General features: G+C 61.5%; 22 protein-coding genes and 1 pseudogene. 13 read left to right on the forward strand and 10 right to left on the reverse strand.

The features are described 5' to 3' along the window. Together GSM73_RS25410 and GSM73_RS25415 are read left to right on the forward strand one after the other, a co-directional pair. Positions 1–365 (forward strand): annotated as a pseudogene (locus tag GSM73_RS25410) (magnesium chelatase); the annotation flags it as partial. Positions 366–530: 165 nt separating this feature from the next. Further along, a complete protein-coding gene (locus GSM73_RS25415) occupies positions 531–2,177 on the forward strand; it encodes a phospholipase D-like domain-containing protein (protein ID WP_160894185.1) in 1,647 nt (548 codons plus the stop codon). A gap of 157 nt (positions 2,178–2,334) precedes the next feature. On the opposite strand, the gene GSM73_RS25420 is transcribed toward GSM73_RS25415, so the two are convergent. Beyond that, complete coding sequence (locus GSM73_RS25420; RefSeq protein WP_076384043.1) at positions 2,335–2,781, reverse strand: thioredoxin family protein; 447 nt, start codon at positions 2,779–2,781, stop codon at positions 2,335–2,337. A 349-nt stretch (positions 2,782–3,130) separates the two neighbouring features. Here GSM73_RS25420 and GSM73_RS25425 point away from each other — a divergent pair, with 349 nt between their 5' ends. From GSM73_RS25425 to GSM73_RS25460, 8 genes are all read left to right on the forward strand, one after another. After that, positions 3,131–3,979 (forward strand): transporter substrate-binding domain-containing protein, encoded by an 849-nt coding sequence (locus tag GSM73_RS25425; protein ID WP_160894187.1) that lies wholly within the window; start codon positions 3,131–3,133, stop codon positions 3,977–3,979. Positions 3,980–4,032: 53 nt separating this feature from the next. Continuing rightward, entirely contained in the window at positions 4,033–4,695 is a 663-nt protein-coding gene (locus GSM73_RS25430; RefSeq protein WP_076386604.1) for an amino acid ABC transporter permease, read from the forward strand. A gap of 9 nt (positions 4,696–4,704) precedes the next feature. After that, on the forward strand, positions 4,705–5,367 hold the full coding sequence (locus GSM73_RS25435) for an amino acid ABC transporter permease (protein ID WP_047227835.1): 663 nt from the start codon (positions 4,705–4,707) through the stop codon (positions 5,365–5,367). After that, positions 5,364–6,155 (forward strand): amino acid ABC transporter ATP-binding protein, encoded by a 792-nt coding sequence (locus GSM73_RS25440; protein ID WP_160894189.1) that lies wholly within the window; start codon positions 5,364–5,366, stop codon positions 6,153–6,155. Before GSM73_RS25435 ends, GSM73_RS25440 begins: the two co-directional genes overlap by 4 nt. Before the next feature lie 42 nt (positions 6,156–6,197). Further along, positions 6,198–6,587 (forward strand): RidA family protein, encoded by a 390-nt coding sequence (locus tag GSM73_RS25445; RefSeq protein WP_047227837.1) that lies wholly within the window; start codon positions 6,198–6,200, stop codon positions 6,585–6,587. 145 nt (positions 6,588–6,732) lie between these two features. Next, positions 6,733–7,497 (forward strand): IclR family transcriptional regulator, encoded by a 765-nt coding sequence (locus GSM73_RS25450; protein WP_047227838.1) that lies wholly within the window; start codon positions 6,733–6,735, stop codon positions 7,495–7,497. Positions 7,498–7,526: 29 nt separating this feature from the next. Then, a complete protein-coding gene (locus GSM73_RS25455; RefSeq protein WP_160894191.1) occupies positions 7,527–8,744 on the forward strand; it encodes an amino acid deaminase in 1,218 nt (405 codons plus the stop codon). 153 nt (positions 8,745–8,897) lie between these two features. Then, positions 8,898–9,821 carry a sugar kinase gene (locus tag GSM73_RS25460; RefSeq protein ID WP_047227840.1) on the forward strand — a complete coding sequence of 308 codons (924 nt, stop codon included), beginning with the start codon at positions 8,898–8,900 and terminating at the stop codon, positions 9,819–9,821. 37 nt (positions 9,822–9,858) lie between these two features. On the opposite strand, the gene GSM73_RS25465 is transcribed toward GSM73_RS25460, so the two are convergent. After that, positions 9,859–10,134, reverse strand: coding sequence for a peptidylprolyl isomerase (locus GSM73_RS25465; protein WP_076384045.1), 276 nt, complete (start codon positions 10,132–10,134; stop codon positions 9,859–9,861). Between the two features lie 48 nt (positions 10,135–10,182). Beyond that, complete coding sequence (locus tag GSM73_RS25470; RefSeq protein ID WP_160894193.1) at positions 10,183–12,651, reverse strand: PAS domain-containing protein; 2,469 nt, start codon at positions 12,649–12,651, stop codon at positions 10,183–10,185. 134 nt (positions 12,652–12,785) lie between these two features. Here GSM73_RS25470 and GSM73_RS25475 point away from each other — a divergent pair, with 134 nt between their 5' ends. After that, the gene (locus GSM73_RS25475) at positions 12,786–13,904 is read left to right on the forward strand and encodes a PilT/PilU family type 4a pilus ATPase (protein ID WP_107322662.1); all 1,119 of its coding nucleotides are present in this window, start codon (positions 12,786–12,788) and stop codon (positions 13,902–13,904) included. Positions 13,905–14,055: 151 nt separating this feature from the next. On the opposite strand, the gene GSM73_RS25480 is transcribed toward GSM73_RS25475, so the two are convergent. From GSM73_RS25480 to GSM73_RS25495, 4 genes are all read right to left on the reverse strand, one after another. Then, positions 14,056–16,011 carry an acetoacetate--CoA ligase gene (locus tag GSM73_RS25480; protein WP_160894195.1) on the reverse strand — a complete coding sequence of 652 codons (1,956 nt, stop codon included), beginning with the start codon at positions 16,009–16,011 and terminating at the stop codon, positions 14,056–14,058. 203 nt (positions 16,012–16,214) lie between these two features. After that, the gene (hbdH, locus tag GSM73_RS25485; protein WP_076384048.1) at positions 16,215–16,991 is read right to left on the reverse strand and encodes a 3-hydroxybutyrate dehydrogenase; all 777 of its coding nucleotides are present in this window, start codon (positions 16,989–16,991) and stop codon (positions 16,215–16,217) included. An 8-nt stretch (positions 16,992–16,999) separates the two neighbouring features. Further along, a complete protein-coding gene (locus tag GSM73_RS25490) occupies positions 17,000–18,391 on the reverse strand; it encodes a GntP family permease (protein WP_047227845.1) in 1,392 nt (463 codons plus the stop codon). Between the two features lie 300 nt (positions 18,392–18,691). After that, positions 18,692–20,107 (reverse strand): sigma-54-dependent Fis family transcriptional regulator, encoded by a 1,416-nt coding sequence (locus GSM73_RS25495; protein ID WP_139049660.1) that lies wholly within the window; start codon positions 20,105–20,107, stop codon positions 18,692–18,694. Between the two features lie 222 nt (positions 20,108–20,329). On the opposite strand from GSM73_RS25495, the gene GSM73_RS25500 reads away from it, so the two are divergent. Beyond that, entirely contained in the window at positions 20,330–20,545 is a 216-nt protein-coding gene (locus tag GSM73_RS25500; protein ID WP_160894197.1) for a TIGR02450 family Trp-rich protein, read from the forward strand. A 167-nt stretch (positions 20,546–20,712) separates the two neighbouring features. Further along, the gene (locus GSM73_RS25505) at positions 20,713–22,047 is read left to right on the forward strand and encodes a methyl-accepting chemotaxis protein (RefSeq protein ID WP_160894199.1); all 1,335 of its coding nucleotides are present in this window, start codon (positions 20,713–20,715) and stop codon (positions 22,045–22,047) included. A gap of 11 nt (positions 22,048–22,058) precedes the next feature. Here GSM73_RS25505 and GSM73_RS25510 read toward each other — a convergent pair whose 3' ends face one another. From GSM73_RS25510 to GSM73_RS27985, 3 genes are all read right to left on the reverse strand, one after another. Further along, on the reverse strand, positions 22,059–23,633 hold the full coding sequence (locus tag GSM73_RS25510) for an ABC transporter ATP-binding protein (RefSeq protein WP_160894201.1): 1,575 nt from the start codon (positions 23,631–23,633) through the stop codon (positions 22,059–22,061). 27 nt (positions 23,634–23,660) lie between these two features. Next, positions 23,661–24,683, reverse strand: coding sequence for an ABC transporter permease (locus tag GSM73_RS25515; RefSeq protein ID WP_047227850.1), 1,023 nt, complete (start codon positions 24,681–24,683; stop codon positions 23,661–23,663). Further along, positions 24,683–25,012 (reverse strand): ABC transporter permease subunit (locus tag GSM73_RS27985; RefSeq protein WP_256677091.1); only part of this gene is annotated, 330 nt, incomplete at its 5' end. The genes GSM73_RS27985 and GSM73_RS25515, both read right to left, overlap by 1 nt.

The raw sequence follows: 25,012 nt of genomic DNA on the forward strand, positions 1-25,012 counted from the left end.
TGACGGCCAGCGGCAGCGCACCAGCCTGGCAGGTGCAAGGGCTCAAGGCCTCGGCGGGGCTACGGGACTGGCTCGACGGCCTGGGCGCCGGCGGCGGCACGCCGTTGCTGGCGGCGCTGAACGAGGCCGGACGCTGGTTGACGGCCCGGCGCAAGCGCTACCCGACCGAGCAACAGCGGGTGTTGCTGATGACCGACGGGCGAGTCAAACAGCAGCTGACACTGCCGCCCCTTGATTGCCCAAGCCTGTTGATCGACATCGAACGCGGACCGATTCGCCTGGGCCGGGCCCGGCAATTGGCGGGGCAGTTGGGGGCGCAGTATCGGCATATTGATGAAGGGCTACCGGGCTCGGATGTTCTCTGACTGACATGGCCTTATCGCGAGCAGGCTCGCTCCCACATTTAACACTCGATCGATGAATCCCCTGTGGGAGCGAGCCTGCTCGCGATAGCATCGCCCCGGTGTCAGATCCGCACGCTCAATAAGCATCGCTGTTCTATGCTCAGCCAGACCTCACAGGAGTGAACCATGCGCGTACTCGTCACCAACGCCCAGGACGATTTTCGGGTCAAGGCCTACGCTGGCACCAACGGTGTATTGCTCGCCATGGACCTGGCCGAACCCCGGCGCAAGGGCTTGCTCGGCTTTGCCATCGAGAAGCAGCACGGCGTCAAGCCCTGGCTGTTCCTGTTCAACAGCCTGACCTTCCCCGACAAGGTGCACACGTTCCCGCAATTTCGCGCTACGCCGAGCGATAAAGCACCGTTGCAGAAATTTCGCTGGGCCGACTACGCCATCAACCCAGGCGTGGCAATTCACTACCGTGTGCACCTGGCCTATGGCAGCCCTGACGCGCCGCAACTGGGGGAATCACTTGAGGTGTCAGTGACCAGTGACGATGGTCAGCCAAGCAACCAGATGGTCATTTTCAATCGTGCCGTGGCCGCGAGCCAGGCCTTCCAGCGCAAATTTCCCGAGCTGGATGCGCTGATCGACGCCAACAAAAATCTGTCCATCGATGCTTGGCCCGACGCGCCGCGCCGCTGGCTGGAAAACGGTTTGCTGGGGCGCTTGACCGGTTTTATCGACCGGGCCCTGAACGCCAGTTGGGCCCTGGACGTCGCCATCTATGAATATGAACTGCCGGTGATCGTCGAGGCTGTGAACGCCGCTTTCGCACGGGGGGCGCGGGTACGGGTGCTGTACCACGCTGAGCCGGGAGACGACGGCACACTGCGCAACGAAGCCAGCCTGGCAACATTGCCGGCGGCCAACAAGCGCGGGCGCGTCACGCACAATATTTTCCACGACAAGTTCATCGTGCTGAGCAAGGTCGACGACACCGGTTCGTTGCACCCCGAGGCCGTGCTGTGCGGCAGCACCAATTTCACCGCCAACGGCGTCTACCGCCAGGCCAACGTTATTCATGTGCTGGACGACGCGCGGGTCAGCGACAGCTATCGCCAGGTGTTCGAGCAGATCTGGGCCGCACCCGAGGACGTCGGGGCCACGCGGCAGTGGATCAACCGGAACAACCCCATGGTCCCCGAGGAGCCATTGTTCACCGGGTTCTCGCCGCGTACGGGAGAGGGCGACCTGGATCGCTTCGTCGATATCATCAATGGCGCTCGCAAGGACCTGCTGTTCGTCACGGCCTTCGCCTTGCCCGACCGGATCCTCGATGCCTTGCTCGGTCAACCCAACGACGACGTGCTGCGTTACGGCCTGCAGAACACCACCAGCCGCATCACTGGCTTTCATGCCGACCGCACCGCCGAATTCGCCGCCACCGCGCTGCTCAATACCGGCCTGGAGGGCTGGCTCAGGGAAAACATGAAAGGCCAGAAAGGCAATCTGCTGGTGCACACCAAAGCCGTCGTCACCGACTTCACCAGCGACACGCCGACCATCATCAGCGGCAGCCACAACCTGAGCGCCGCGGCCAGCAGCGGCAACGACGAGAACTACCTGATCATTCAGGGCGACACCGACCTGGCCGACCGCTACGGGCTTGAGCTGCTGCGCTTCTACGAGCATTACCGCTTTCGCTATTTCGCGAAAAAACTGGCGCTCAAGCAGGTCAAGCCGCTGGCGGTGGATGACAGCTGGACGGACGATTATTACCGCGACGGGGATTTGCGGATGTTGTCCAGAGTGAGGTTTTGCGGGCGCTAGGTGCAGTAAGTTACCCAGTGATGGCATGGGGCTGTTTATCGGCCAGGAAGCTGTCATGAACCTCTGTCACGGAAGGTACAACACTGCCTGACACTCCGCCATCGCGAGCAGGCTCGCTCCCACAGGGTACTTATTTGCCATTCCAAGAAACACGCCGTTATCCAAGCGTTGCTCGCAACCTTACAAGCTCCCGTGCCCGGCGGGTGGTGCACAAGGTTCGCAGTTGCTCGTGCAACCAGTGCAAGTCACGGCGAGGCGAACGACGCGGCCGTCTGGGTTTGGTTCGGCCGATGTGTTCGGCAAAGTTCTGGGTCAGCGAGGCCTGATCACCGACGCCCTTGAGCTTGCGGCGTAACTTCCCATCCTTATAAAACAGCACCGTGGGTGTCCCGGTAACGTCCGGGTGTCGGGGCGATTCGCTGGTACTCAATTTGTAGATCACCGCCCGATCCTTGAATGTCTCGGCAACGCTGCAAAACAGCGGCTCGGCCCAGCTACAGGCGTAGCAGTGGGGGTGGCCGAAATAGAAAACTACCGGGCGCCAGGTCTTGAGAGCCGTGCGGTAGTCCTTCGATGAGGCGATGTGAGTGATGAACGAACTCATGGCGGGCCTCCCTTCATCGACAGAGCGAGTGTTTGCCACCATAAGCAACACGGCCGGGCATCGCTACTGTCAGAGTTGACAGTAGCGTGGCTCCGTTTTGGTGCGCAAAAGCGTCGCTTGCTCCCTGTCTGGGGCCTTGCTACCCGAGGCTGTAGCCAACAGTAGCAGTCCCTGCGCAGATGCCCGCGTTCCTATTGAAACGTCTGGGCGTGCCATCCTTTTGATTTCATTGGTTTTCCATTTTCCTTATCCATACACCGCATGCCTGTGGCACACTTTCTGCTGTCTATTCCGTTGTTACATACTAAGTTCCGGTATAGCGGAATAAACTGACTCAGGAGTGCTTGCCATGCATCGCCGACCTTCCTTGTTCAAAGCGTGTGTTTTTATCTTCGCGGCCACGACGGCTGCCATGGGTGTCGCTCAGGCGACGGACAGCAAGCTCGATAGCGTGCTGCAGCGCGGGAAATTGATCGTGGGCACGGGCAGCACCAATGCGCCGTGGCACTTCCAGGGAGCGGATGGCAAGTTGCAGGGTTTTGATATCGACATCGCACGGATGGTGGCCAAGGGTCTGTTCAATGACCCGGAGAAAGTCGAGTTTGTGGTGCAGTCGTCCGATGCACGCATTCCGAACCTGTTGACCGACAAGGTCGACATGAGCTGCCAGTTCATCACCGTCACCGCCAGTCGTGCCCAGCAAGTGGCGTTCACCCTGCCGTATTACCGCGAAGGCGTGGGCCTGCTGCTGCCGGCCAACAGCAAGTACAAGGAAATCGAAGACCTCAAGGCCGCCGGCGATGACGTCACCGTGGCTGTGCTGCAGAACGTCTACGCCGAGGAATTGGTGCACCAGGCGCTGCCCAAGGCCAAGGTCGACCAATACGACAGTGTTGATCTGATGTATCAGGCGGTGAACTCCGGCCGCGCCGATGCGGCCGCCACCGACCAGTCTTCGGTCAAGTACCTGATGGTGCAGAACCCTGGTCGCTACCGCAGCCCGGCCTACGCCTGGAGCCCGCAAACCTATGCCTGCGCGGTCAAGCGCGGCGACCAGGACTGGCTGAACTTCGTCAACACCACCTTGCATGAGGCCATGACCGGCGTGGAATTCCCCACCTATGCGGCATCGTTCAAGCAATGGTTCGGCGTCGAGCTGCCGTCGCCGGCCATCGGTTTCCCCGTCGAATTCAAATGATCCCGTGAGCCCGGGGCGCCCTTGAGGGCGCCCCGTTGAAGGTACTGCCGACCATGAATTATCAGTTGAACTTTGCCGCCGTCTGGCGCGATTTCGACACCTTGCTGGCGGGGCTCGGCCTGGGGCTTTCCCTGGCGCTGGTGTCGATCGCCATCGGTTGCGTGATCGGCCTGGCGATGGCGTTCGCGCTGCTGAGCAAGCACCGCGTGTTGCGGGTGCTGGCCTCGGTGTATGTCACGGTGATCCGCAATACGCCGATCCTGGTGCTGATCCTGCTGATCTACTTCGCCTTGCCAAGCCTGGGTATTCGTCTGGACAAAATTCCCTCGTTCGTCATCACGCTCTCGCTGTACGCCGGGGCCTACCTGACCGAAGTGTTCCGCGGCGGGCTGTTGAGCATTCACAAGGGCCAGCGTGAAGCGGGGCTGGCCATCGGTTTGGGCGAGTGGCAAGTGAAGGCCTACGTCACCGTGCCGGTGATGCTGCGCAACGTGTTGCCGGCGTTGTCGAACAACTTCATTTCACTGTTCAAGGACACCTCACTGGCGGCAGCGATCGCTGTGCCGGAGCTGACTTATTACGCCCGCAAGATCAACGTGGAGAGCTACCGGGTGATCGAAACCTGGCTGGTGACCACGGCCCTGTATGTCGCGGCCTGTTACCTCATTGCCATGCTGCTGCGTTATTTCGAGCAGCGTCTGGCGATTCGCCGTTAGGAGTGTTCCATGTACGAATCCCCCAGTTGGTTGCATGAGTTGTGGGTCGCCCGGGAGACGCTGTGGGCCGGGTTCCTGACCAGCGTGCAGTGCTCGGTACTGGCGATTTTGTTAGGCACGCTGATCGGCCTGTTCGCCGGGCTGGTGCTGACTTACGGTCGCTTCTGGATGCGCGCGCCGTTTCGTTTCTACGTCGACGTGATTCGCGGCACTCCGGTGTTTGTGTTGGTGCTGGCCTGTTTCTACATGGCCCCGGCCCTGGGCTGGCAAATCGGCGCATTCGAGGCTGGTGCCTTGGGCCTGACACTGTTTTGCGGCTCCCATGTGGCCGAGATCGTGCGCGGGGCCTTGCAGGCCTTGCCCCGTGGGCAGATGGAGGCAAGCCAGGCCATTGGCCTGACGTTCTTCCAGGCGCTGGGTTACGTGCTGTTGCCCCAGGCACTGCGGCAGATCTTGCCGACCTGGGTCAATTCCTCCACCGAAATCGTCAAGGCTTCGACCCTGTTGTCGGTGATCGGCGTTGCCGAACTGCTGCTCAGCACTCAGCAGATCATCGCCCGGACCTTCATGACCCTGGAGTTTTACCTGTTCGCCGGTTTTCTCTTTTTCATCATCAACTACGCCATCGAATTGCTCGGGCGGCACATTGAAAAGCGGGTGGCCTTGCCATGACTGATGTTTCGACCTCTACCAATGCTCAACCGCTGCTGGACATTCGCGGTCTGCGCAAACAATACGGCCCGGTGGAAGTGCTCAAGGGCGTGGACCTGAGCATGCAGCGCGGCAATGTCGTCACCCTGATCGGCTCCAGCGGCTCGGGCAAAACCACGTTGCTGCGTTGCGTGAACATGCTTGAGGAGTTCCAGGGCGGGCAGATCGTGCTCGATGGCGAAGCCATCGGCTATGACGAGGTGGGCGGCAAGCGCGTGCGCCACCCGGAAAAAGTCATCGCCCGGCATCGGGCCATGACCGGCATGGCCTTCCAGCAATTCAACCTGTTCCCGCATTTGACGGCGTTGCAGAACGTCACCCTGGGCCTGCTCAAGGTGAAAAAGCTACCCAAGGACGAAGCCGTGGCCCTGGCCGAGAAATGGCTGGAGCGGGTCGGCTTGCTGGAACGGCGCAATCATTTTCCCGGTCAGTTGTCCGGCGGTCAGCAGCAGCGTGTGGCGATCGCTCGGGCGATTGCCATGAACCCCAGCCTGATGCTGTTCGACGAAGTGACCTCGGCCCTGGACCCGGAATTGGTGGGTGAGGTGCTGAACGTGATCAAGGGGCTGGCCGAAGACGGCATGACCATGCTGCTGGTGACCCACGAAATGCGTTTTGCCTTCGAGGTGTCCGACAAGATCGTGTTCATGAACAAGGGCCGCATCGAAGAACAGGGCCCACCGAAAGAACTGTTCGAACGGCCACAGTCGCCACGACTGGCTGAGTTTCTCAAGAACACCCGTTTTTAATTTTATTGAACCTCTGATTGATACAGGCAAGGAGAAACACCCATGAGCATTACGCGCTACGGCACCGGCAGCACCGCAGGCGGCGGTCAGCCACGGCCCTTCGCCCGAGCCGTTGAGGCCGACGGCTGGCTGCACGTGTCCGGTCAGGTGCCGGCGGTCAACGGCGAGATTATTGTCGGCGGGATCGTCGAGCAGACCCACCAGACCATGAAGAACCTGATCGCGATTCTTGAAGAAGCCGGATACGGCCTTGAAGATGTGGTGCGCTGCGGCGTATGGCTGGAAGATCCGCGGGATTTCTGGAGTTTCAACAAAGTATTTGGTGAATACTTCAGCCCCGAACATGCCCCTGCCAGGGCTTGTGTGCAAGCGAACATGATGGTTGATTGCAAGGTTGAGATTGATTGCATCGCCTACAAGAAAAAGGCCTGAGTCACTGAGGACTCATCGCGGGCACGCCTTGCTCCCACAAGGCAATGCAAACTCCTGTGGGAGCAAGGCTTGCCTGCGATAGCAATCTATCAGGCGGTGCAGCACTCTGGTTAAACTCCCGGCCAATTGAATGGGAACCCAAGACATGACCGAAGACACCATCAAACGCCGGGCCCGAGGGTTGGACCGGGCGTTCGATATCCTCGACTTCCTCAAGGAAATCGGCCAGCCGTTGCGCCCCAATGACATCGCCAGCGGCATCGGCAGTCCCAAGTCCACGGTCTACGAGCTGGTGGCGTCGCTGCTGGAGCGACGCATCCTGGAGCCGGTGGGCAAGGACGGCCACGTCTATCTGGGCCGCCAGTTGTACTTTCTCGGGCAGGCGCACCTGCGGCATTTCGACCTGAGTCGCGAGGCCGATCACGCCTTGCAGGAAATCGTCAGCCAGACCCGGGAAACCGCCCAGATGTGCCTGCTCAACGGGCGCAAATACACGGTGGCGCTGATGAAGGAGGGGGAGCGGCATTTTCGCATTTCCTCGGACATCGGCGAGAACGCGCCGATTCCCTGGACCGCTTCCGGACGCCTGCTGCTGGCGCATCTGAGTGACCAGCAGATCGTCGACCTGATCGACCCCGACGACTTCATCCTGCCGGACGGCGAGCGCCTGCCCCTGGAGCGGTTTCTCGCGGAGATCCGCCAGGCCGGGCTCGATGGATTTTTCTCCTTCGACAGTGTGGCCGACACCTTCACCCACTGCTTCGCCGCGCCGGTCAAAGACGCCAATGGCGTGGCCATCGCGACCCTGTGCATCGTCGCCCCACGGGCCGACGCCAAGAACAACTACGCCGACTACCGCCGGGTGCTGATCGAAAGCGCCAACAACCTGGCCCGTCGCATCAATGAATAGACAGCCGCGGCTGTGTGAGGAGTGTGAACATGTCTTCTGCCATTCATAACGCTGCCGTGGAGAAGGGGGCCGCCCAAGCGGGCGATCACCTGCTGCGCGACATCAGCCTGCCGGCGCTGGTGCTGCATCGCCAAGCGTTGGAGCACAACATTGACTGGATGCAAAAGTTCGTCACGGACAGTGGTGCCGAACTGGCGCCCCACGGCAAGACCAGCATGACCCCGGCGCTGTTTCGCCGCCAACTCGAGGCCGGCGCCTGGGGACTGACCCTGGCCACCGCAGTGCAGACCCGTGCCGCTTACGCCCATGGCGTGCGCCGGGTGCTGATGGCCAACCAATTGGTGGGCACGCCAAACATGGCGCTGATCGCGGATCTGCTGGCAGATCCAGCGTTCGAATTCCATTGCATGGTCGACCATCCCGACAACGTTGCCGAGCTGGGCGCGTTCTTTGCCTCTCGCGGTGCGAAGTTGAACGTGATGATCGAATACGGTGTGGTGGGTGGTCGGTGTGGCTGCCGGACCGAGGCCGAGGTGCTGGCCCTGGCCGAGGCGATCGGGGCGCAACCGGCGCTGGCGCTGACCGGTATCGAAGGCTACGAAGGCGTGATCCATGGTGACCACGCCATCAGTGGCATCCGTGCGTTTGCCGCATCCCTGGTGGGGCTGGCGGTGCAACTGCAGGACAACGGTGCGTTCGCCATCGACAAGCCGATCATCACCGCCTCGGGTTCAGCCTGGTACGACCTGATTGCCGAGTCTTTCGAGGCGCGGAACGCCCACGGACGTTTCCTCAGTGTGCTGCGTCCTGGCAGTTACGTGTCCCATGACCATGGCATCTACAAAGAGGCCCAGTGCTGCGTGCTGGAACGGCGTAGCGACCTGCACGAAGGTCTGCGCCCGGCCCTGGAAGTCTGGGCCCACGTGCAATCGCTGCCTGAACCGGGCTTTGCGGTGATCGCCCTGGGTAAACGCGACGTGGCCTATGACGCCGGGCTGCCGGTGCCGCTCAAGCGTTACCAACCCGGCTCCGACTCCATAGCGGGGCAGGACCTGGCCGGCTGCAAGGTCACGGCGGTGATGGACCAGCATGCGTTCATGACGGTGGCGACCGGGGTGGAACTGCGGGTAGGCGACATCATCTCGTTCGGTACGTCGCATCCGTGCCTGACTTTCGACAAGTGGCGGGTGGCGTGCCTGGTGGATGAGCAGTTGCGGGTGGTCGAGAGCATGGAGACTTGTTTCTAGCCTTGAAACCGAGTCGCGGCTATCGCGAGCAGGCTCGCTCCCACAGTGGGGGCGGTTGTGAACAGAGGATTTATGTTCACCAATATCCCCTGTGGGAGCGAGCCTGCTCGCGATAGCGGCCTGGCAGACACTATCGAAATATCAGGATCGCCCATGAGCTACCCCAACCCAAAACCTCGCATCGCCCTGATCGGCGAGTGCATGATCGAACTGCAGCAGCGCGCCGATGGCAGTCTGCAACAAAGCTTCGGCGGCGATACCCTGAACACCGCTGTGTACCTGTCCCGCGCCCTGGGTGACAAGGGCGCGGTGGATTACGTTACCGCCTTGGGCGACGACAGTTTCAGCGATGCCATGTGCCAGAGTTGGGCCGCCGAAAATATCGGCCTGGATCGGGTCCAGCGCCTGCCCGGTCGTTTGCCGGGTTTGTATTGCATCCAGACCGACGCGGCGGGTGAGCGGCGGTTTTTGTACTGGCGCAACGAGGCGGCGGTGCGTGATTGCTTCACCACCCCGGCCGCCGCACCGATTCTGGCGGCGCTGCCGGATTACGACGTGCTGTACTTCAGCGGCATCACCCTGGCCGTGCTCGGTGAGCAAGGTCGTGGCAAGCTCATCGAAACCCTGATCCAGGCCCGCCGGCGCGGGGCCGAGGTGGTGTTCGACAATAACTACCGGCCAAGGCTCTGGGCATCAGTGGATGCAGCCCGTGCGGCCTATCGCAGTGTATTGCCTTACGTGGAGCTGGCGCTGCTGACGGTGGACGACGAGCAGGCGCTGTTCGGTTATGCCGACAGCGCTGAGGTGTTCGCCGCGTACGCGCAGTTGGGCACTTCGGAAGTGGTGCTCAAGCGCGGTGCTGAGCCCTGTCTGATCTGTTGTGATGGTGAGTCTTTCGAGATTCCGGCCCAGCGAGTGGAGCGGGTGGTGGACACGACGGCGGCGGGGGATTCATTCAGTGCTGCTTACCTGGCAAGCCGCCTGCTCGGTGGCAGCCCGGTGGAGGCCGCCGAGGCTGGACATCTGTTGGCGAGCCGGGTCATCCAGGTGCCGGGGGCGTTGATGCCCAAGGACTGAAGGGGCCGGGAAGCACCTGTGGGAGCGGGCTCGATCATTAGTCCCGGTAGAACACCTGCACCAGGTGATAGCCGAACTTGCTCTTGATCGGCCCATGCACCACCCGCAGGGGCTTTTTGAAGATTACCGTATCGATCGCACCGACCATCTGCCCGGGCCGTACTTCACCCAGATCACCGCCGCGTTTGCCCGAGGGGCAGGTGGAGTATTTCTTGGCCAGTACATCGAAGGCTTCGCCTTTGGCGATGCGTTGCTTGAGCTGTTCGGCTTCTTCGGCGGTTTTCACCAGGATATGGCGGGCTTGGGCTTTCATTGCAGCAGTGACCTGAACGGTGCGACGGGGCGGCGATTATGCCTCAAGTCAGGCGCCATGGTTGATCATCGTCCGAATCTTGTTCGCCAGCAGATCGAGGCTGAAGGGCTTGGCAACCATATCCATGCCCTGCTCGAGAAAGCCCTGGCGCTCGGTGGCCTTCTGCGCATAACCGGTCATGAACAGCACCTTCAGATCGGGCCGATGCTGGCGGGCGATTTCCGCCAGTTGCCGGCCATTCATGCCTGGCAGGCCGACATCGGTCACCAGCAAGTCGATGCGCTGGCTGGACTCCAGTAGCCCAAGGGCAGCCTTGGCGTCCTGGGCTTGAAGGGTGGTGTAACCCAGGGCGTCGAGCAGATCGAGCACCAGCATGCGCACGGCCGGTTCGTCTTCGACCAGCAACACGGTTTCACCGGCGACGGCGGCCGGTGCATCCAGCGCTACCGGCGCCGCAGTCTGCTGGACAGACGCGACGTACAGCCGCGGCAGGTACAACTGCACCCGCGTGCCCTGGTCCGGCACACTGTCCAGGCTCAGCAGGCCACCCGACTGTTGGGCAAACCCGTAGATCATCGACAAGCCCAAACCGGTGCCCTGGCCGATGGGTTTGGTGGTGAAGAACGGATCAAAGGCCTTGGCCAGCACGGATGGGGTCATGCCGCTGCCATTGTCGCTGACGGCAATCATCACGTAGTCACCGGCCTTGACCGGTTCCAGGGCACTGAGGTCATTCCCGTCGAGGTAGACGTTGGCGGTTTCGATGGTCAATTCGCCACCCTCAGGCATGGCGTCCCGAGCGTTGATCACCAGGTTGAGCAGGGCGTTTTCCAGCTGGCTGGCATCGGTGCTGACCGGCCACAGTTCATCGGCCAACTGCAGGCGCAGCACGATGTGATCGCCGGTGGTTCGGCTCAGCAAGTCTTCAAGTGAACGCACCAGGTCATTGGGGTCCAGCGGTTTGCGGTCCAGCGACTGGCGGCGGGAAAACGCCAGCAGACGGTGGGTCAGGGCCGCCGCACGATTGGCCGAGGACACGGCCGCTTCGGTGAAACGACCGATCTCGGCGGTGCGACCGCTGGCAATGTAGCGCTGCATCAGGTCGAGACTGCCGAGAATGCCGGTGAGCATGTTGTTGAAGTCATGGGCAATGCCGCCAGTGAGTTGGCCCACGGCCTCCATTTTCTGGGCGTGTCGCAGCGCCTCCTCGGCACGTTCGCGTTCGAACATCTCGTTGAGGTTGCGCAGGGCCTCTTCGGTTTTCTTGCGCTCGGTCTCGTCGATCACAAAGATGTAGAAACCGTTCACCGCACCATCGGCCCCACGGCGCGGCAGGTAGTTGATCAAGGCGTGGCGGGGACGGCCGTCGCGGTGATCCGATTGCACGGTGAAACTGCACGGCTTGCCTGCCAGGGCGTCGGCGATCTGCTCGGCGCGGGCGGCGTAGGCTGAATCGCCAAGCACTTCGCGAATGGTCTTGCCATACAGCTCTTGGGGCGTCAGGCCATACCAATCCAGATAGGCGCTGTTGTTGAGGCGAAAACGTTCTTCCCGGTCCACATAGCTGATAAGGATCGGCATGGCGTTGATGATCAGTTGCAGTTCGGTCTGGCTCTGACGCAGGGCCTGCTCGGTACGCTTGCGATCGGTCAGGTCCAGGGCCGCGCCGAGAAAGCGTTTGGGCCGGCCATGGCGATCCTTGTAGCAACGACCGCGCACGAACACCCAGCGCAGTTCGCCGTCAGGCCGCAGGAGACGGTACTCCTCGGCGTATTCAGTGCTGTGGGTGATGCAATGCTTGATGCTGCGGGTGACCATGGCCCGGTCCTGGGGATGCACGCCTTCAAGGTAAGCGCTGATGGGCAACTGGCGCGACAGGTTCGGGTCGACGCCATGCAGCACCGCGAAGTGCTCGTCGGCAACAAAGCGGTCTTCGCTGATGTCCCAATCCCAGGTGCCTAGCGTATCGGCAGCGGCCAGGGCCAGTTGCAGGCGTTCCTCGCTTTCCTGCTGGGCCTTGAGGCTGGCTTCTGAGCGTCGCTCGAACTCCAGGGCCAGGCGTCGTCGTTCACCGGTCTCGATGGCTGTGACCAGAATACCGGCCACGGCGCCGTCTTCATCGCGCACGGGGCTGTAGGTCAGGTCCAGCCAGACATCGCAGAGGCGACCGGCGAAGGGCACTCGCCATTGCTGATCGCGACAGGTGTGCCCGTGGCCTTGCAACACGCGGTGATAAATCGGCCCGCTCAGGTCTTTGAGTTCGGGCCATGCTGAATGGGTCGGCTGGCCGAACGCCTGGGGGTGTTTGTCGCCCGTCAGGCGGGTAAAGGCGTCGTTGTAGAAATGAATCAGCTGTGGCCCCCACAGCAGGGACATCGGCAGCGGCGAGTGGAGCACGATGTCCAGGGCGGTACGCAGGCTCTGGGGCCAGGTTTGGGCAGTGCCCAGCGGGCTGTTGGCCCAGTCACGTCGGGCGAACAGGCTTTGTATGTCAATGCCGGTGGGTGTTGCGTTCATCACGCAAACCCTGCAAATCGTGTCGCAGCCACGGTGTCTACTATCCTCTGAAGAAGGTAAGCGCGGGTTGGTCTGAAAAGTTTGCTCATCGGGTCAGCTTGTTTCATTGAAGTCTCGCGGAAGTCAATCAGGCCATGGAAATCGATCCCTTGTTACGCATCCTGGCGAGCCAGGATGGCTCCGACCTCTATATGTCCACCGGTGCGCCGCCGTGCGCGCGTTTCGAGGGGGTGCTCAAACCCTTGAGCAACCAGCCCTTCAAGGTGGGCGACATCGCCGGGCTCGCCGAGTCTTTGATGGACGCCGAACAGCGGCTTGAGTTCGATCGAGAACTGGAAATGAACCTGGCTATCTCCCTGGCTGGGGTCGGGCGGTTTCGCGTCAATATCTTCAAGCAGCGCAATGACGTGTCCATGGTGATCCGCAACGTCAAGCTCGACATCCCTCGGTTCGAGGACCTGAAACTGCCAAATGTGTTGCTGGACACCATCATGCAGAAACAGGGGCTGATGCTGTTCGTCGGCGCGACAGGGTCGGGCAAGTCGACTTCCCTGGCGGCGCTGATCGATTACCGTAATCGCAACAGCAGCGGCCATATCATCACCATTGAAGATCCGGTGGAGTATATCCATCGACACAAGAAATCGATCATCAATCAACGGGAAGTCGGTGTCGACACCCGCAGCTTTCATGCCGCCCTGAAGAACACCTTGCGCCAGGCACCAGACGTGGTACTGATCGGCGAAATTCGTGATCGCGAAACCATGGAACATGCCCTGGCCTTCGCCGACACCGGGCACCTGGTGATCTCCACCCTGCATGCTCACAATGCCAACCAGGCGCTGGACCGGGTGATCAATTTCTTCCCGGAAGAACGCCGGCCGCAGCTGCTCAATGATCTGGGCAACAACCTCAAGGCGTTCGTGTCGCAACGCCTGGTGCGCACTCGCACCGGCCAGCGCCGGGCCGCGGTGGAGGTCATGCTGGGCTCGCCCACGGTGGCCGACCTGATCCGCCGCAATGAGTTCGGCGGGCTCAAGGGCATCATGGAAAAGTCAGAAGAACTCGGGATGCAAACCTTCGATCACGCCCTGTACAACCTGGTGGTGGAGGGTGCTATCGATGAGGAGGAAGCCCTGAAAAACGCCGATTCGGCGAACAACCTGCGGTTGCGCCTGAAGTTGCATGCCGAGTCGGGGGCAGCGGTGCCCCCGGCCGATCCGGCGGCGGGGGAGTGGGGGTTGATGGATTGATGGTTCTACAGGCATACCGCGTTGTCGTTCATCGCGAGCAGGCTCGCTCCCACAGGGAATCGATGGTGATTGCCAATCCTGTGTTCACCACCGACCAATGTGGGAGCGAGCCCGCTCGCGATGAGGCCAGATGGCCCATACGGCTTTAACCTCAGGTGGTCAGTTCCAGCCGATCCCTGAACTGCTCCAGCGCCTCGGGATTGGCCAGGGCATCGGTGTTTTTCACCACCTGCCCATGCACCACGTTGCGCACCGCCAGTTCCACCACCTTGCCGCTGATGGTCCGCGGGATGTCGCTGACTGCCAGGATCTTCGCCGGCACATGACGCGGTGTGGTATTGGCGCGGATCACCTGGCGGATCTGTTGCTCCAGGGCCTCATCCAGGGTCACGCCGTCGCGCAGGCGCACAAACAGTACCACGCGCACATCACCCTGCCATTGCTGGCCGATAGCAACGCTGTCCAGCACCTGCTCGACCTTTTCCACTTGCCGATAGATTTCCGCCGTGCCGATGCGCACGCCACCGGGGTTGAGCACTGCATCCGAACGCCCGTGGATCAAGAAACCGCCGTGAGGCAGTTCCTCGGCGTAGTCCCCCTGGGCCCACACACCGGGGAACTGGCTGAAGTAGGAGGCCCTTAGCTTTTCCTGCTGCGGATCATTCCACAGGCCAATGGGCATGGCCGGGAAGTGCCGGGTGCAGACCAGTTCACCTTTCTCACCGATGACCGCCTGGCCTGCCTCGTTCCAGACCTGCACCGCCATGCCCAGACTCTTGCCCTGCATCTCGCCACGGCGAACGGCGGACAACGGATTGCCATTGACGAAGCACGACACAATGTCGGTGCCACCGGACATCGAGGCCAGGCACACCTGGGTCTTGAAGTCGCGATACACGTAGTCGTAGCTATGGGGCGCCAGGGCCGAGCCGGTGGACAGGATGGTTTTCAGGCTGCCCAGGTCATGGGTCTGTCGCGGTTTCAAACCCTGGCTTTCCAGGGCCGCCAGGTATTTGGGGCTGGTGCCGAATACGCTGATGCGCTGCTGGTCGATCAGGTCCAGCAGGCGCTTGGGGCCAGGGTGAAAGGGCGAGCCGTCGTAGAGCACCACCGCACTGCCGACGGCGAGGGCCGACACCAGCCAGTTCCACATCATCCAGCCACACGTGGTGTAGTAGAACAGGCGATCTTCGGGGCCAAGGTCTACATGCAGGCCATGTTCCTTGAGGTGTTGCAGCAATACGCCGCCGGTGCTGTGGACGATGCACTTCGGCACGCCGGTGGTGCCACTGGAATAGAGGATGTACAGCGGATGATCGAACGGCACGTCAACGAACGCCGGTTCGCCGCCACAGCGGTAGAAGTCGCTCCACAACGCGACGCTGGCCGTTGTCTTGAAGTCTTCGGCGCGGGCGTCAGGGCATGCGTAGGGCAGGATGATCAATTGCTGCAGCGAAGGCAGGCGCTCGAGGATTTCGTTGACCTTGGCTCGCTGGTCGATGACCTTGCCGGCGTAGCGGTAACCGGCGCAGGTAATCAGCACCTTGGGCTCGATCTGGCCAAACCGGTCGATGACCCCGTGGGTGCCGAAGTCAGGCGAGGAGCACGACCAGATCGCCCCCAGGCTGGTGGTGGCGAGCATGCCCACCAGGGTCTGCCAGGTGTTGGGCATGCACGCGGCTACCCGGTCGCCCTTGCTCACACCTGCCGCTTGCAGGCTTTTTTGCAGGCCAGCGACGTGGGCGGCAAGTTCGGCCCAAGTCAGTTGTTCTTGCCCGCCACTTTCGTCGAGGGCAACCACGGCCACGGCGTCATCGCGCCGGCGCAGCAGGTATTCGGCAAAATTCAGTGTCGCCCCGGGAAACCACCGGGCGCTGGGCATTTGCTCACCTTCGACCAGCACATCGCTGGGCGCCTGGTGAAAACGGATCTCGAAGAAGTCGACGATGGCCTGCCAGAAGGCTTCACGCTGGTCGATGCTCCAGGCGTGCAGCGCCGGATAATCGCTCAGTTGCAGCTGATGCCGTTCGTTGATGAACCGGCGAAAGGCGTCCATGCGTGACTGGGCGATGCGATCGGGGGTGGGTTGCCAGAGGATGTCGGACATGGGGTGCCTCTTTTTCTTTTATGTACACACAAACTATAGAGCGACCCAATCTTGTGGCGAGGGGATTTATCCCCGACTTGTGGGAGCAAGGCTTGCCCGCGATGAACGAAAACGCGGTTTAGCTGTTAAACCGCGGTGCGGCCATCGCGGGCAAGCCTTGCTCCCACAGATAAATCCCCTCGCCACAAGGGATCGCAAGAAATTTACTGAGCCAGCCACCCACCATCAATATTCCACGCCGCGCCACGTACCTGGCTGCCGGCTTCGCTGCACAGAAACAGCACCAGTTCCCCCAGTTGCGGCGGGGTGACGAATTCCAGGGAAGGCTGTTTTTCGGCCAGCAGGTCATGCTGTGCCTGTTGCGGGTCGATGCCCGTGGCAATGCGGTCGTCGATCTGTTTCTGCACCAGCGGTGTCAGCACCCAGCCAGGGCAGATGGCGTTGCACGTCACGTTACTGGTGGCGGTTTCCAGGCCGACCACTTTGGTCAGACCGATCACCCCGTGTTTGGCCGCGACGTAGGCGGCCTTGCCCACCGAGCCGACCTGGCCGTGCACCGAGGCAATGTTGATGATCCGCCCCCAGCCCTTGGCGCGCATGCCCGGCAGGCTCAAGCGCGTGGCATGGAACACCGAGGACAGGTTGATGGCGATGATCGAGTCCCAGCGCTCCACCGGAAAATCTTCCACGGCGGCCACATGCTGGATACCGGCGTTGTTCACCAGAATGTCCACGCCGCCGAACTCCCGTTCGGCGTAAGCGAGCATGTCGGCGATCTGCGCCGGATCACTGACATCGGCCGGATGATGGCCGACCTTGCCGCCGAACTGTTTCACCTCGGCGATCACCGTCGAGGCATCGCCGAAGCCGTTGAGGATCAGGTTGGCGCCGGCCTTGGCGAGGCTCAGGGCGATGCCCAGGCCGATGCCGCTGGTAGAGCCGGTGACCAGGGCGGTCTTGCCCGAAAGAGGGGTTGTCATGGGGAGCCTCACACAATGCCAGTGGCGTAGAACACAGCGATCACGAAGAACACCGCGAGGGTCTTGATCAGCGTAATGCAGAAAATGTCTTTGTAGGCTTCACGGTGGGTCAGACCGGTCACCGCCAGCAGGGTGATCACCGCGCCGTTGTGGGGCAGGGTGTCCATGCCGCCGCTGGCCATGGACGCGACCCGGTGCAGCACTTCCAGAGGAATGTTGGCGGCGTTGGCGGCGCTGATGAACGTTTCGGACATCGCCGCCAGGGCGATGCTCATGCCGCCCGAGGCTGAACCGGTGATGCCCGCCAGCAGCGTCACGGTCACGGCTTCATTGACCAGTGGATTGGGGATGTTTTTGAGCCAGTCGGCCAGCACCAGAAAACCCGGCAAGGACGCGATGACTGCGCCAAAACCGTATTCCGAAGCGGTGTTCATTGCCGCCAGCAGCGCACCGCCCACCGCGCTCTTGCTGCCTTCGGCCAGCTTGCTGCGAATGGTGCTGAAGGCGAACAGCAGCACCAGGACAATGCCCACCAGCAACGCGGCCTGCACGGCCCAGATCGCGGTGAGCTTGGCGATGTCGCTGGTCACTGGTGTGGTCATGCCCGGCAGCGCCAGGCTGTGGGTCTTGCCATACCACTGGGGAATCCACTGGGTGAACAGCAGGTTCATGATCCCCACCGCCAACAGCGGCGAAATGGCGAGCCAGGGATTGGGCAGTTTGATGTCTTCGGCAGTCTCCGGCTCGTTGCGCAGTTCGGTGCCGTAGCCTTCGCCTAGGCGCTGGGCCTTGTTGCGCTGGCGTTGCAGGAACAGCATGCCGAAGCTGAACACGAAGATCGTGCCGATCACACCCAGCCAGGGCGCAGCCCAGGCGGTGGTGTTGAAGAAGGTGCTGGGGATGATGTTCTGGATCTGCGGCGTGCCGGGCAGGGCGTCCATGGTGAACGAGAACGCGCCAAGGGCAATGGTGGCCGGGATCAGTCGCTTGGGAATATTGCTCTGGCGGAACATCTCGGCGGCGAACGGATACACCGCGAACACCACGACGAACAGCGACACGCCGCCATAGGTCAGCAAGGCGCAGACCAGCACGATCACCAACATGGCCTGGCGCGTGCCCAGCAGGCGAATCGCCGCCGCGACGATAGAGCGGGAGAAACCCGACAGCTCGATCAATTTGCCGAACACCGCGCCGAGCAGGAACACCGGGAAATACAGTTTGATGAAGCCGACCATCTTCTCCATGAACACCCCGGTGAAAGCAGGCGCGACGGCGGAAGGGTCAGTGAGCAGGACGGCGCCGAGGGCGGCGATGGGGGCAAAAAGGATAACGCTGTAGCCACGGTAGGCGGCCACCATCAGCAGCGTGAGGGCTGCCAAGGCAATGATCACACTCATGGTGTGTCTCCTGGATTGTTATTTTTGTGGTGAAGCGGTGGGGAGGGCTTTAGCGAGATTTGTGCCAGGTATGTAATTTATTGAAATATAAGAGAATTATTGATTTTGGTGAGGGTGGCTCGAGAGTTTTGTCTCTGTTTTGAGATTTTCAGGGGCTGTGCTGGCCTCATCGCGAGCAGGCTCGCTCCCACAGGTTGACCGAGTTCGTCAGGAAAGTACGGCCACTGTGGGAGCGAGCCTGCTCACGATGAGCGCGAAGCGCTCAAAAGGAGCTGTCTATATCTAGAGATATGCGTCTCTTTATTGAGACTCTGCAATCCCCAGCGCCACCATTTTCTTATACAAGGTCGACCTCCCCAGCCCCAACCGCTCAGCCGCTTCAACTACCTTGCCGCCGCATTGCGCGAGGGTGGTTTCGATCAAGTGACGGTCGAATCGTGCCCGGGCCTGGCTGAAGGTTTCTTGCGGCAGCGGTTCCTGATGTGGATTCAACGCCCGGGTGACCGGCGTGAAAGTCCCAATGGCCGCTCGAATATCGGCGGCAGTGAGCAGCAGGTCGTCGCTGAGCAGCGCGGTTCGTTCCAGCACATTGCGCAACTCCCGGATGTTGCCCGGCCAGGCGTGTTGCCCCAGCAGGTCGAGTGCGTCGCGGTCCAGTTCGTGCTGGCTGCGCAGTTCTTCGAGGATCGCCTCGCTCAGGGCCGGCAAATCATCCAGGCGTTCGCGCAGCGGCGGGACCTGGATCGGCAACACATTGAGGCGGTAATACAGGTCGGCGCGAAATTCTCCGCGTTTGATCGCCGCTTCCAGATCCATGGACGTGGCAGCGATGATCCGCACGTCGCTTTGCAGCACCTCGTTGGAGCCCACGGGTTCGTATTCTTTTTCCTGCAAGACCCGCAGCAGTTTGCTTTGCAGCGGCAGTGGCATGTCGCCGATTTCGTCCAGGAACAGTGTGCCGCCCTGGGCGATCTGCAGCTTGCCGGCGCGGCCTTTGCGGTCGGCGCCGGTGAAGGCGCCCGGGGCGGTGCCGAAAAACTCGGCTTCCAGCAGGGCCTCCGGGATCGCCGCGCTGTTGATGCTGACGAACGCCTTGTGCGCCCTCGGCGAAGCACCGTGGATTGCCTGGGCCAGCAGTTCCTTGCCGGTCCCGGTTTCGCCGAGCAACAGCACCGGCGAATCGGCGCTGGCGCTGCGCCGGGCACGACGCTTGACCTCCAGGCTGGCGCTGCTGGTGCCGATGAAGTGGGCGAAGTTGTACCGAGTCTGCCGTGCCCGCAACAGCGAGCGGGTGGAGGCCAGTTCCTCCTGCATGCTCAGGTAGCGCTTGAGCATCGGCGACAGGCTGCGCAATTCATCGAACAGGGCAAAACCGATGGCGCCGATCACCGCGCCCGCGCTGTCGTGGATCGGCAGGCGCATCACCACCAGCGGCTCCTTGGGCGTGTCCTGCATGTCCAACAGAATCGGTCGGCCAGTACGTACCACTTCGCGCAGCAGGCTGCTGGGGATCACGCTCTCGCACGCCCGGCCGATGGCTTCTTGCGCTGAGTTCAGGCCGAAGCGCCGGGCGTAGCGTTCGTTCATCCAGACGATGTTCGCGTCACGGTCGACAATCACCGTGCCTTCGCTGGACTGTTCGATGATCTCGAACAACGAACGGATCGCCAGCGTGCGCACGCGCTTGTAATCCTTGAGGCTTTCGGTGGGGTTCATCGGGCATTTCCAGAAGGTGGGATTTGCCGGCATCCTCCGATCAAAGGGGTTGCCAAAGAGCGGCATTATGCCGGGAGGGGCCGGCCGAGCACTACTCCGCCCGCATTCTTTGCCGTGGCGTATCAATGGCAAACCCTAAGCCTTAGTGGATCTGCTCAGTGGTGGGCAGTCTGATAAACTTGTACAGTTTTCACTAATATGTACATTTTTCTGAGAGCGCTCATGAATAAATTCAACCCTCGCAAGCTGCAGCTCTCCAAATGGACGGCCTGTGCGCCGACTGATCGGGAAAAGCATTTTCTCGTCACCAAGCTGCTCTGTGATGAGGAGGGGACACCCATTCAGATTGAGCTTGAGGCTGTATACAGCGCTCGTGTGACGTTGCTCGACTGGCGCGAGTTGCGCGACAGCAAGCATTGGAAAATGGGCTGGTGCTGAATGTCTTGGGCTGTGCCATAGAGATCCGTATGACTTCTGATAGTTATACATAATAATAAAGTTGTACAAGTTTTCCTGCGATAGTGGCTTAATGCAGCTACCTAGCGATGGCATCTCTGCCTTCGTGTGGCTACAGCCACGCATTCACGCCTCCGGGAGCGCCACCCATGTTCATTCGTACTCGCAAGCATCAGGACGCCTTGCACGAAATCCAGGCCAGGCAGGCTTTTCTCGAAGCCGAACGGACGGCCTTGCAGCAATGCATGGCGATCATCGAGTTCACCCCGACGGGCGAGGTGCTCGACGTCAGCCCGGTTTTTTTGAAAATGATGGGGTATTCACTCAGCGAAACCCTCGGTCAGCATCATTCGATGTTTTGTGAGCCTGCCTATTCACGCAGTGCCGAATGCTCGGCGTTATGGCGGCAGTTGGGGCAGGGTTCTCCAGCCGACAGCCAGTTTCTGCATTTGCGGCGTGATGGAAGCTGGCTGTGGGTGCACGCAAGCTACGTCCCTGTGCTGGATCACCATGCAAAGGTGCAGCGCATCATCCTGATTGTTCGCGATATCAACGAGCGGGTGTTGCGCGCCCAGGCCGAAACCAGTTTCATGCAAGCGATCGACCGTTCCATGGCGGTTATCGAATTTGATCTGAGCGGTCAGGTCGTGAATGCCAACGAGAATTTCATGAGCGTCATGGGGTACCGCCTGCAAGAAATTCGGGGCCAGCATCACCGGATTTTCTGCAAACCCAGCGAGGTCCAGAGTGAGGCTTATCGTGGCTTCTGGGCCGGGCTCAATCGCGGTGAATACAGGACCGGCCTTTTCGAGCGCGTCGACAATCGAGGCGCGACTGTCTGGCTGCAGGCTACCTACAACCCTCTCTACGATGCACGGGGGCGCTTGTATGGCGTGGTCAAGTTCGCCACTGACAGCACTCGCGAAGTCGAGCAACGCCAAAGTGAATCAAAAGCGGCCGGACTTGCTTTCGAGACGTCCCGGCAGACCGATGAGCAAACCCGGCTTGGCACGTGTGTGGTTCAGCAAACCGTTACGGTGGTGCAAAGCATCGCCGATGAGCTTCAGCAGGTGTCAGCCGGGATAGGTGCCCTGAGCGCGCAGTCCGAAGAAATCGGCAGCATCGTCGATGCCATCCGGGGCATTGCCGAACAGACCAATCTGCTTGCCCTCAATGCCGCCATCGAAGCGGCTCGCGCCGGGGAGCAGGGACGCGGTTTCGCGGTGGTGGCCGATGAGGTGCGCAATCTGGCGCGTCGTACCAGCCAGTCAACTGTGGCCATTACTCAGGTCGTCGCCAAGAACCGTGAATTGGCCAGGCAAGCGGTGAGCAGCATGCAATCGAGCACGCTCAAGGCAGAGCAGGGCGTGAAACTGGCTAACCAGGCCGGCACTGTCATTCTGGATATTCATCGAGGCGCGCAGCAGGTGGTGGAGGTGATGGGTGAATTCGCTCAAGCGCTGGATCAACGACGTGGTGCTTGAGCGAGGCCGGATTACTGCGGCTGCGCCGCCGCCAACAGCTCCTTGGTGTAGGGATGCTGGGGCGAGTCGAACACTTCATGGCTGGCGCCGTGCTCCACCACTTTACCGTCCTTGATCACGATCATGTCGTGGGCCAGGGCGCGGACCACCGCCAGGTCATGGCTGATGAACAGGTAAGTCAGGCCATGCTTTTCCTGAAGCTGGCGGAGCAGGGCGACCACTTGCTTTTGCACGGTGCGGTCCAGGGCTGAGGTCGGTTCGTCCAGCAGAATCAGGGCCGGCTTGAGCACCAGCGCCCGGGCGATGGCGATGCGTTGGCGCTGGCCACCGGAGAATTCGTGGGGGTAGCGGTGGCGGCTCTGCGGGTCGAGGCCGACTTCCTGCAGCGCCTGGATCACCTGCGCTTCACACTGCTCGGAACTGGACGAGCTGTGGACCTCAAGGCCTTCACTGATGATCTGCTGCACCGACATGCGAGGGCTGAGGCTGCCGAACGGGTCCTGGAACACCACCTGCATCTGCTTGCGCCACGGTCGCAGGTCTTTCTGCGACAGATGATCGAGGGCTTGTCCCTGGAAGCGGATGCTGCCTTCGGATTCGATCAGTCGCAGGATCGCCTGGCCGAGGGTGGATTTGCCGGAACCGGATTCACCGACGATGCCCAGGGTCTTGCCGCGTTGGATCGTCAGGCTGATGCCGTCCACGGCGCGCAGGTATTCCTTGCGCCGGAACAGCCCGCCGCCCAGGGCAAAGCTGACGCGCAGATCCTGCACTTGCAAGACGTCTTCGCGTTCGTCACGGGGCAGGGCTTCGCCTTCCGGTTCGGCGTGCAGCAACTCGCAGCTGTAGGGATGTTTCGGCGCGCTGAAGAGCGTTTCGCACGGCGCCTGTTCGACGATTTCCCCGGCCTTCATCACGCACACCCGTTGCGCGATGCTGCGCACCAGGTTCAGGTCGTGGCTGATCAGCAGCAGTGACATGCCGAGTCGTTGCTGCAGGGACTTGAGCAGCAGCAGAATCTTGCGCTGCACCGTCACGTCGAGCGCGGTGGTCGGTTCGTCGGCAATCAACAGTTCCGGTTCGCAGGCCAGGGCCATGGCAATCATCACCCGCTGTCGTTGGCCGCCGGAGAGTTGATGCGGGTAGGCCTTGAGGCGTTCGATGGGTTTCTGGATGCCCACCAGGGCCAGCAACTCCAGAATGCGCTGGCGCGCGGCCTTGCCGCCCAGGCCCTTGTGCAGCATGAGGGTTTCGCCAATCTGCTTTTCGACGCTGTGCAGCGGGTTCAGCGAGGTCATGGGTTCCTGGAAGATCATCGCGATCCGGTCCCCGCGCAGTTCGCGCAGGACCCTGGCCTCGGCGCCCACCAGTTCCTGGCCGCGATAGCGGATGCTGCCGGTGGTACGGCTGCCGGTTTGCGGCAGCAGTTGCAGGATCGAATGGGCCGTTACCGACTTGCCGGAGCCTGACTCGCCCACCAGGGCCAGGCATTCGCCGGGGCGGATATCCAGGCACAGGTTGCGCACCACGGTTTGGTCGTTGAAGGCCACGCTCAAGTCGCGGATTTCGATCAGGTTGTCGCTCATCTCAGGGTTCCGCTTCATGGCCGTGGATCAGGATCGGGGGTCGAATGCATCGCGCAACGCCTCGCCAATGAACACCAGCAGAGAAAGAATCAGCGCCAGGGTGAAGAACGCCGTCAGGCCCAGCCACGGCGCTTGCAGGTTCTGTTTGCCCTGGCCGATCAACTCGCCCAGCGACGCGCTGCCCGCCGGCATGCCGAAGCCGAGGAAGTCCAGGGCGGTGAGGGTGGAAATCGCCCCGGTGAGGATGAACGGCAGATAACTCAGGGTGGCGTTCATCGCGTTGGGCAGGATATGCCGCACGATCACCTTGCGGTCGGACAGGCCCAGGGCTCTGGCGGCCTTGACGTATTCAAGGTTGCGTCCGCGCAGGAACTCGGCGCGCACCACATCCACCAGGGCCAGCCAGGAAAACAGTGCCATGATTCCCAGCAGCCACCAGAAATTCGGCTCGACGAAGCCGGACAGAATGATCAGCAGATAGAGCACCGGCAGCCCGGACCAGACTTCCAGCAGGCGTTGCCCCAGCAGGTCCACCCAGCCGCCGTAATACCCCTGCAAGGCACCGGCGCTGATACCGATCAGCGCGCTGATGGCCGTCAGGGCCAGGGCGAACAGAATCGACACCCGTGCCCCGAAGATCACCCGGGCCAGCACGTCCCGGGCCTGATCATCGGTGCCCAGCCAGTTCACCGACGAGGGCGGGCTTGGGGTCGGCTGGTTCAGGTCGTAGTTGGGTGTGTCGTCGCTGAACGGGATCGGCGGGAACAACAGCCAGCCGCCGTCCTTGTGGATCAGATCCTGCACGTAGCTGCTGCGGTAATCGGCCTGGAACGGCAACTGCCCGCCAAACTCCTGTTCGGTGTAGCGCTTGAACACTGGGAAATACAGCGACCCCTGGTAACTCACCAGCAACGGCTTGTCGTTGGCGATCAATTCGCCGCCCAGGGTCAGCATGAACAGGCCGATGAACAGCCACAGCGACCACCAACCCCGGCGATTCTTCTTGAAACGCTCAAAACGCCGGCGGCCCAAGGGTGACAACTTGAACATCAGGCGTTCCTCGCGGCGAAGTCGATACGCGGGTCCACCAGGGTGTAGCACAGGTCGCCGATGAGTTTGATCAGCAAGCCGAACAGCGTGAAGATGAACAGCGAACCGAACACCACCGGATAGTCCCGGGACACCGCGGCCTCATAGCTCATGCGTCCCAGGCCATCGAGGGAGAAGATCACCTCGATCAGCAAGGAGCCGGCGAAAAACACGCTGATGAACGCCTGGGGAATCCCTGACACCACCAGCAGCATCGCATTGCGGAACACATGGCCATACAGCACGCGTCGTTCGCTCATGCCCTTGGCTCGCGCGGTGACCACGTACTG

It is taken from the genome of Pseudomonas sp. PICF6, assembly GCF_009831705.1.
Classification (GTDB): domain Bacteria; phylum Pseudomonadota; class Gammaproteobacteria; order Pseudomonadales; family Pseudomonadaceae; genus Aquipseudomonas; species Aquipseudomonas rhizophila.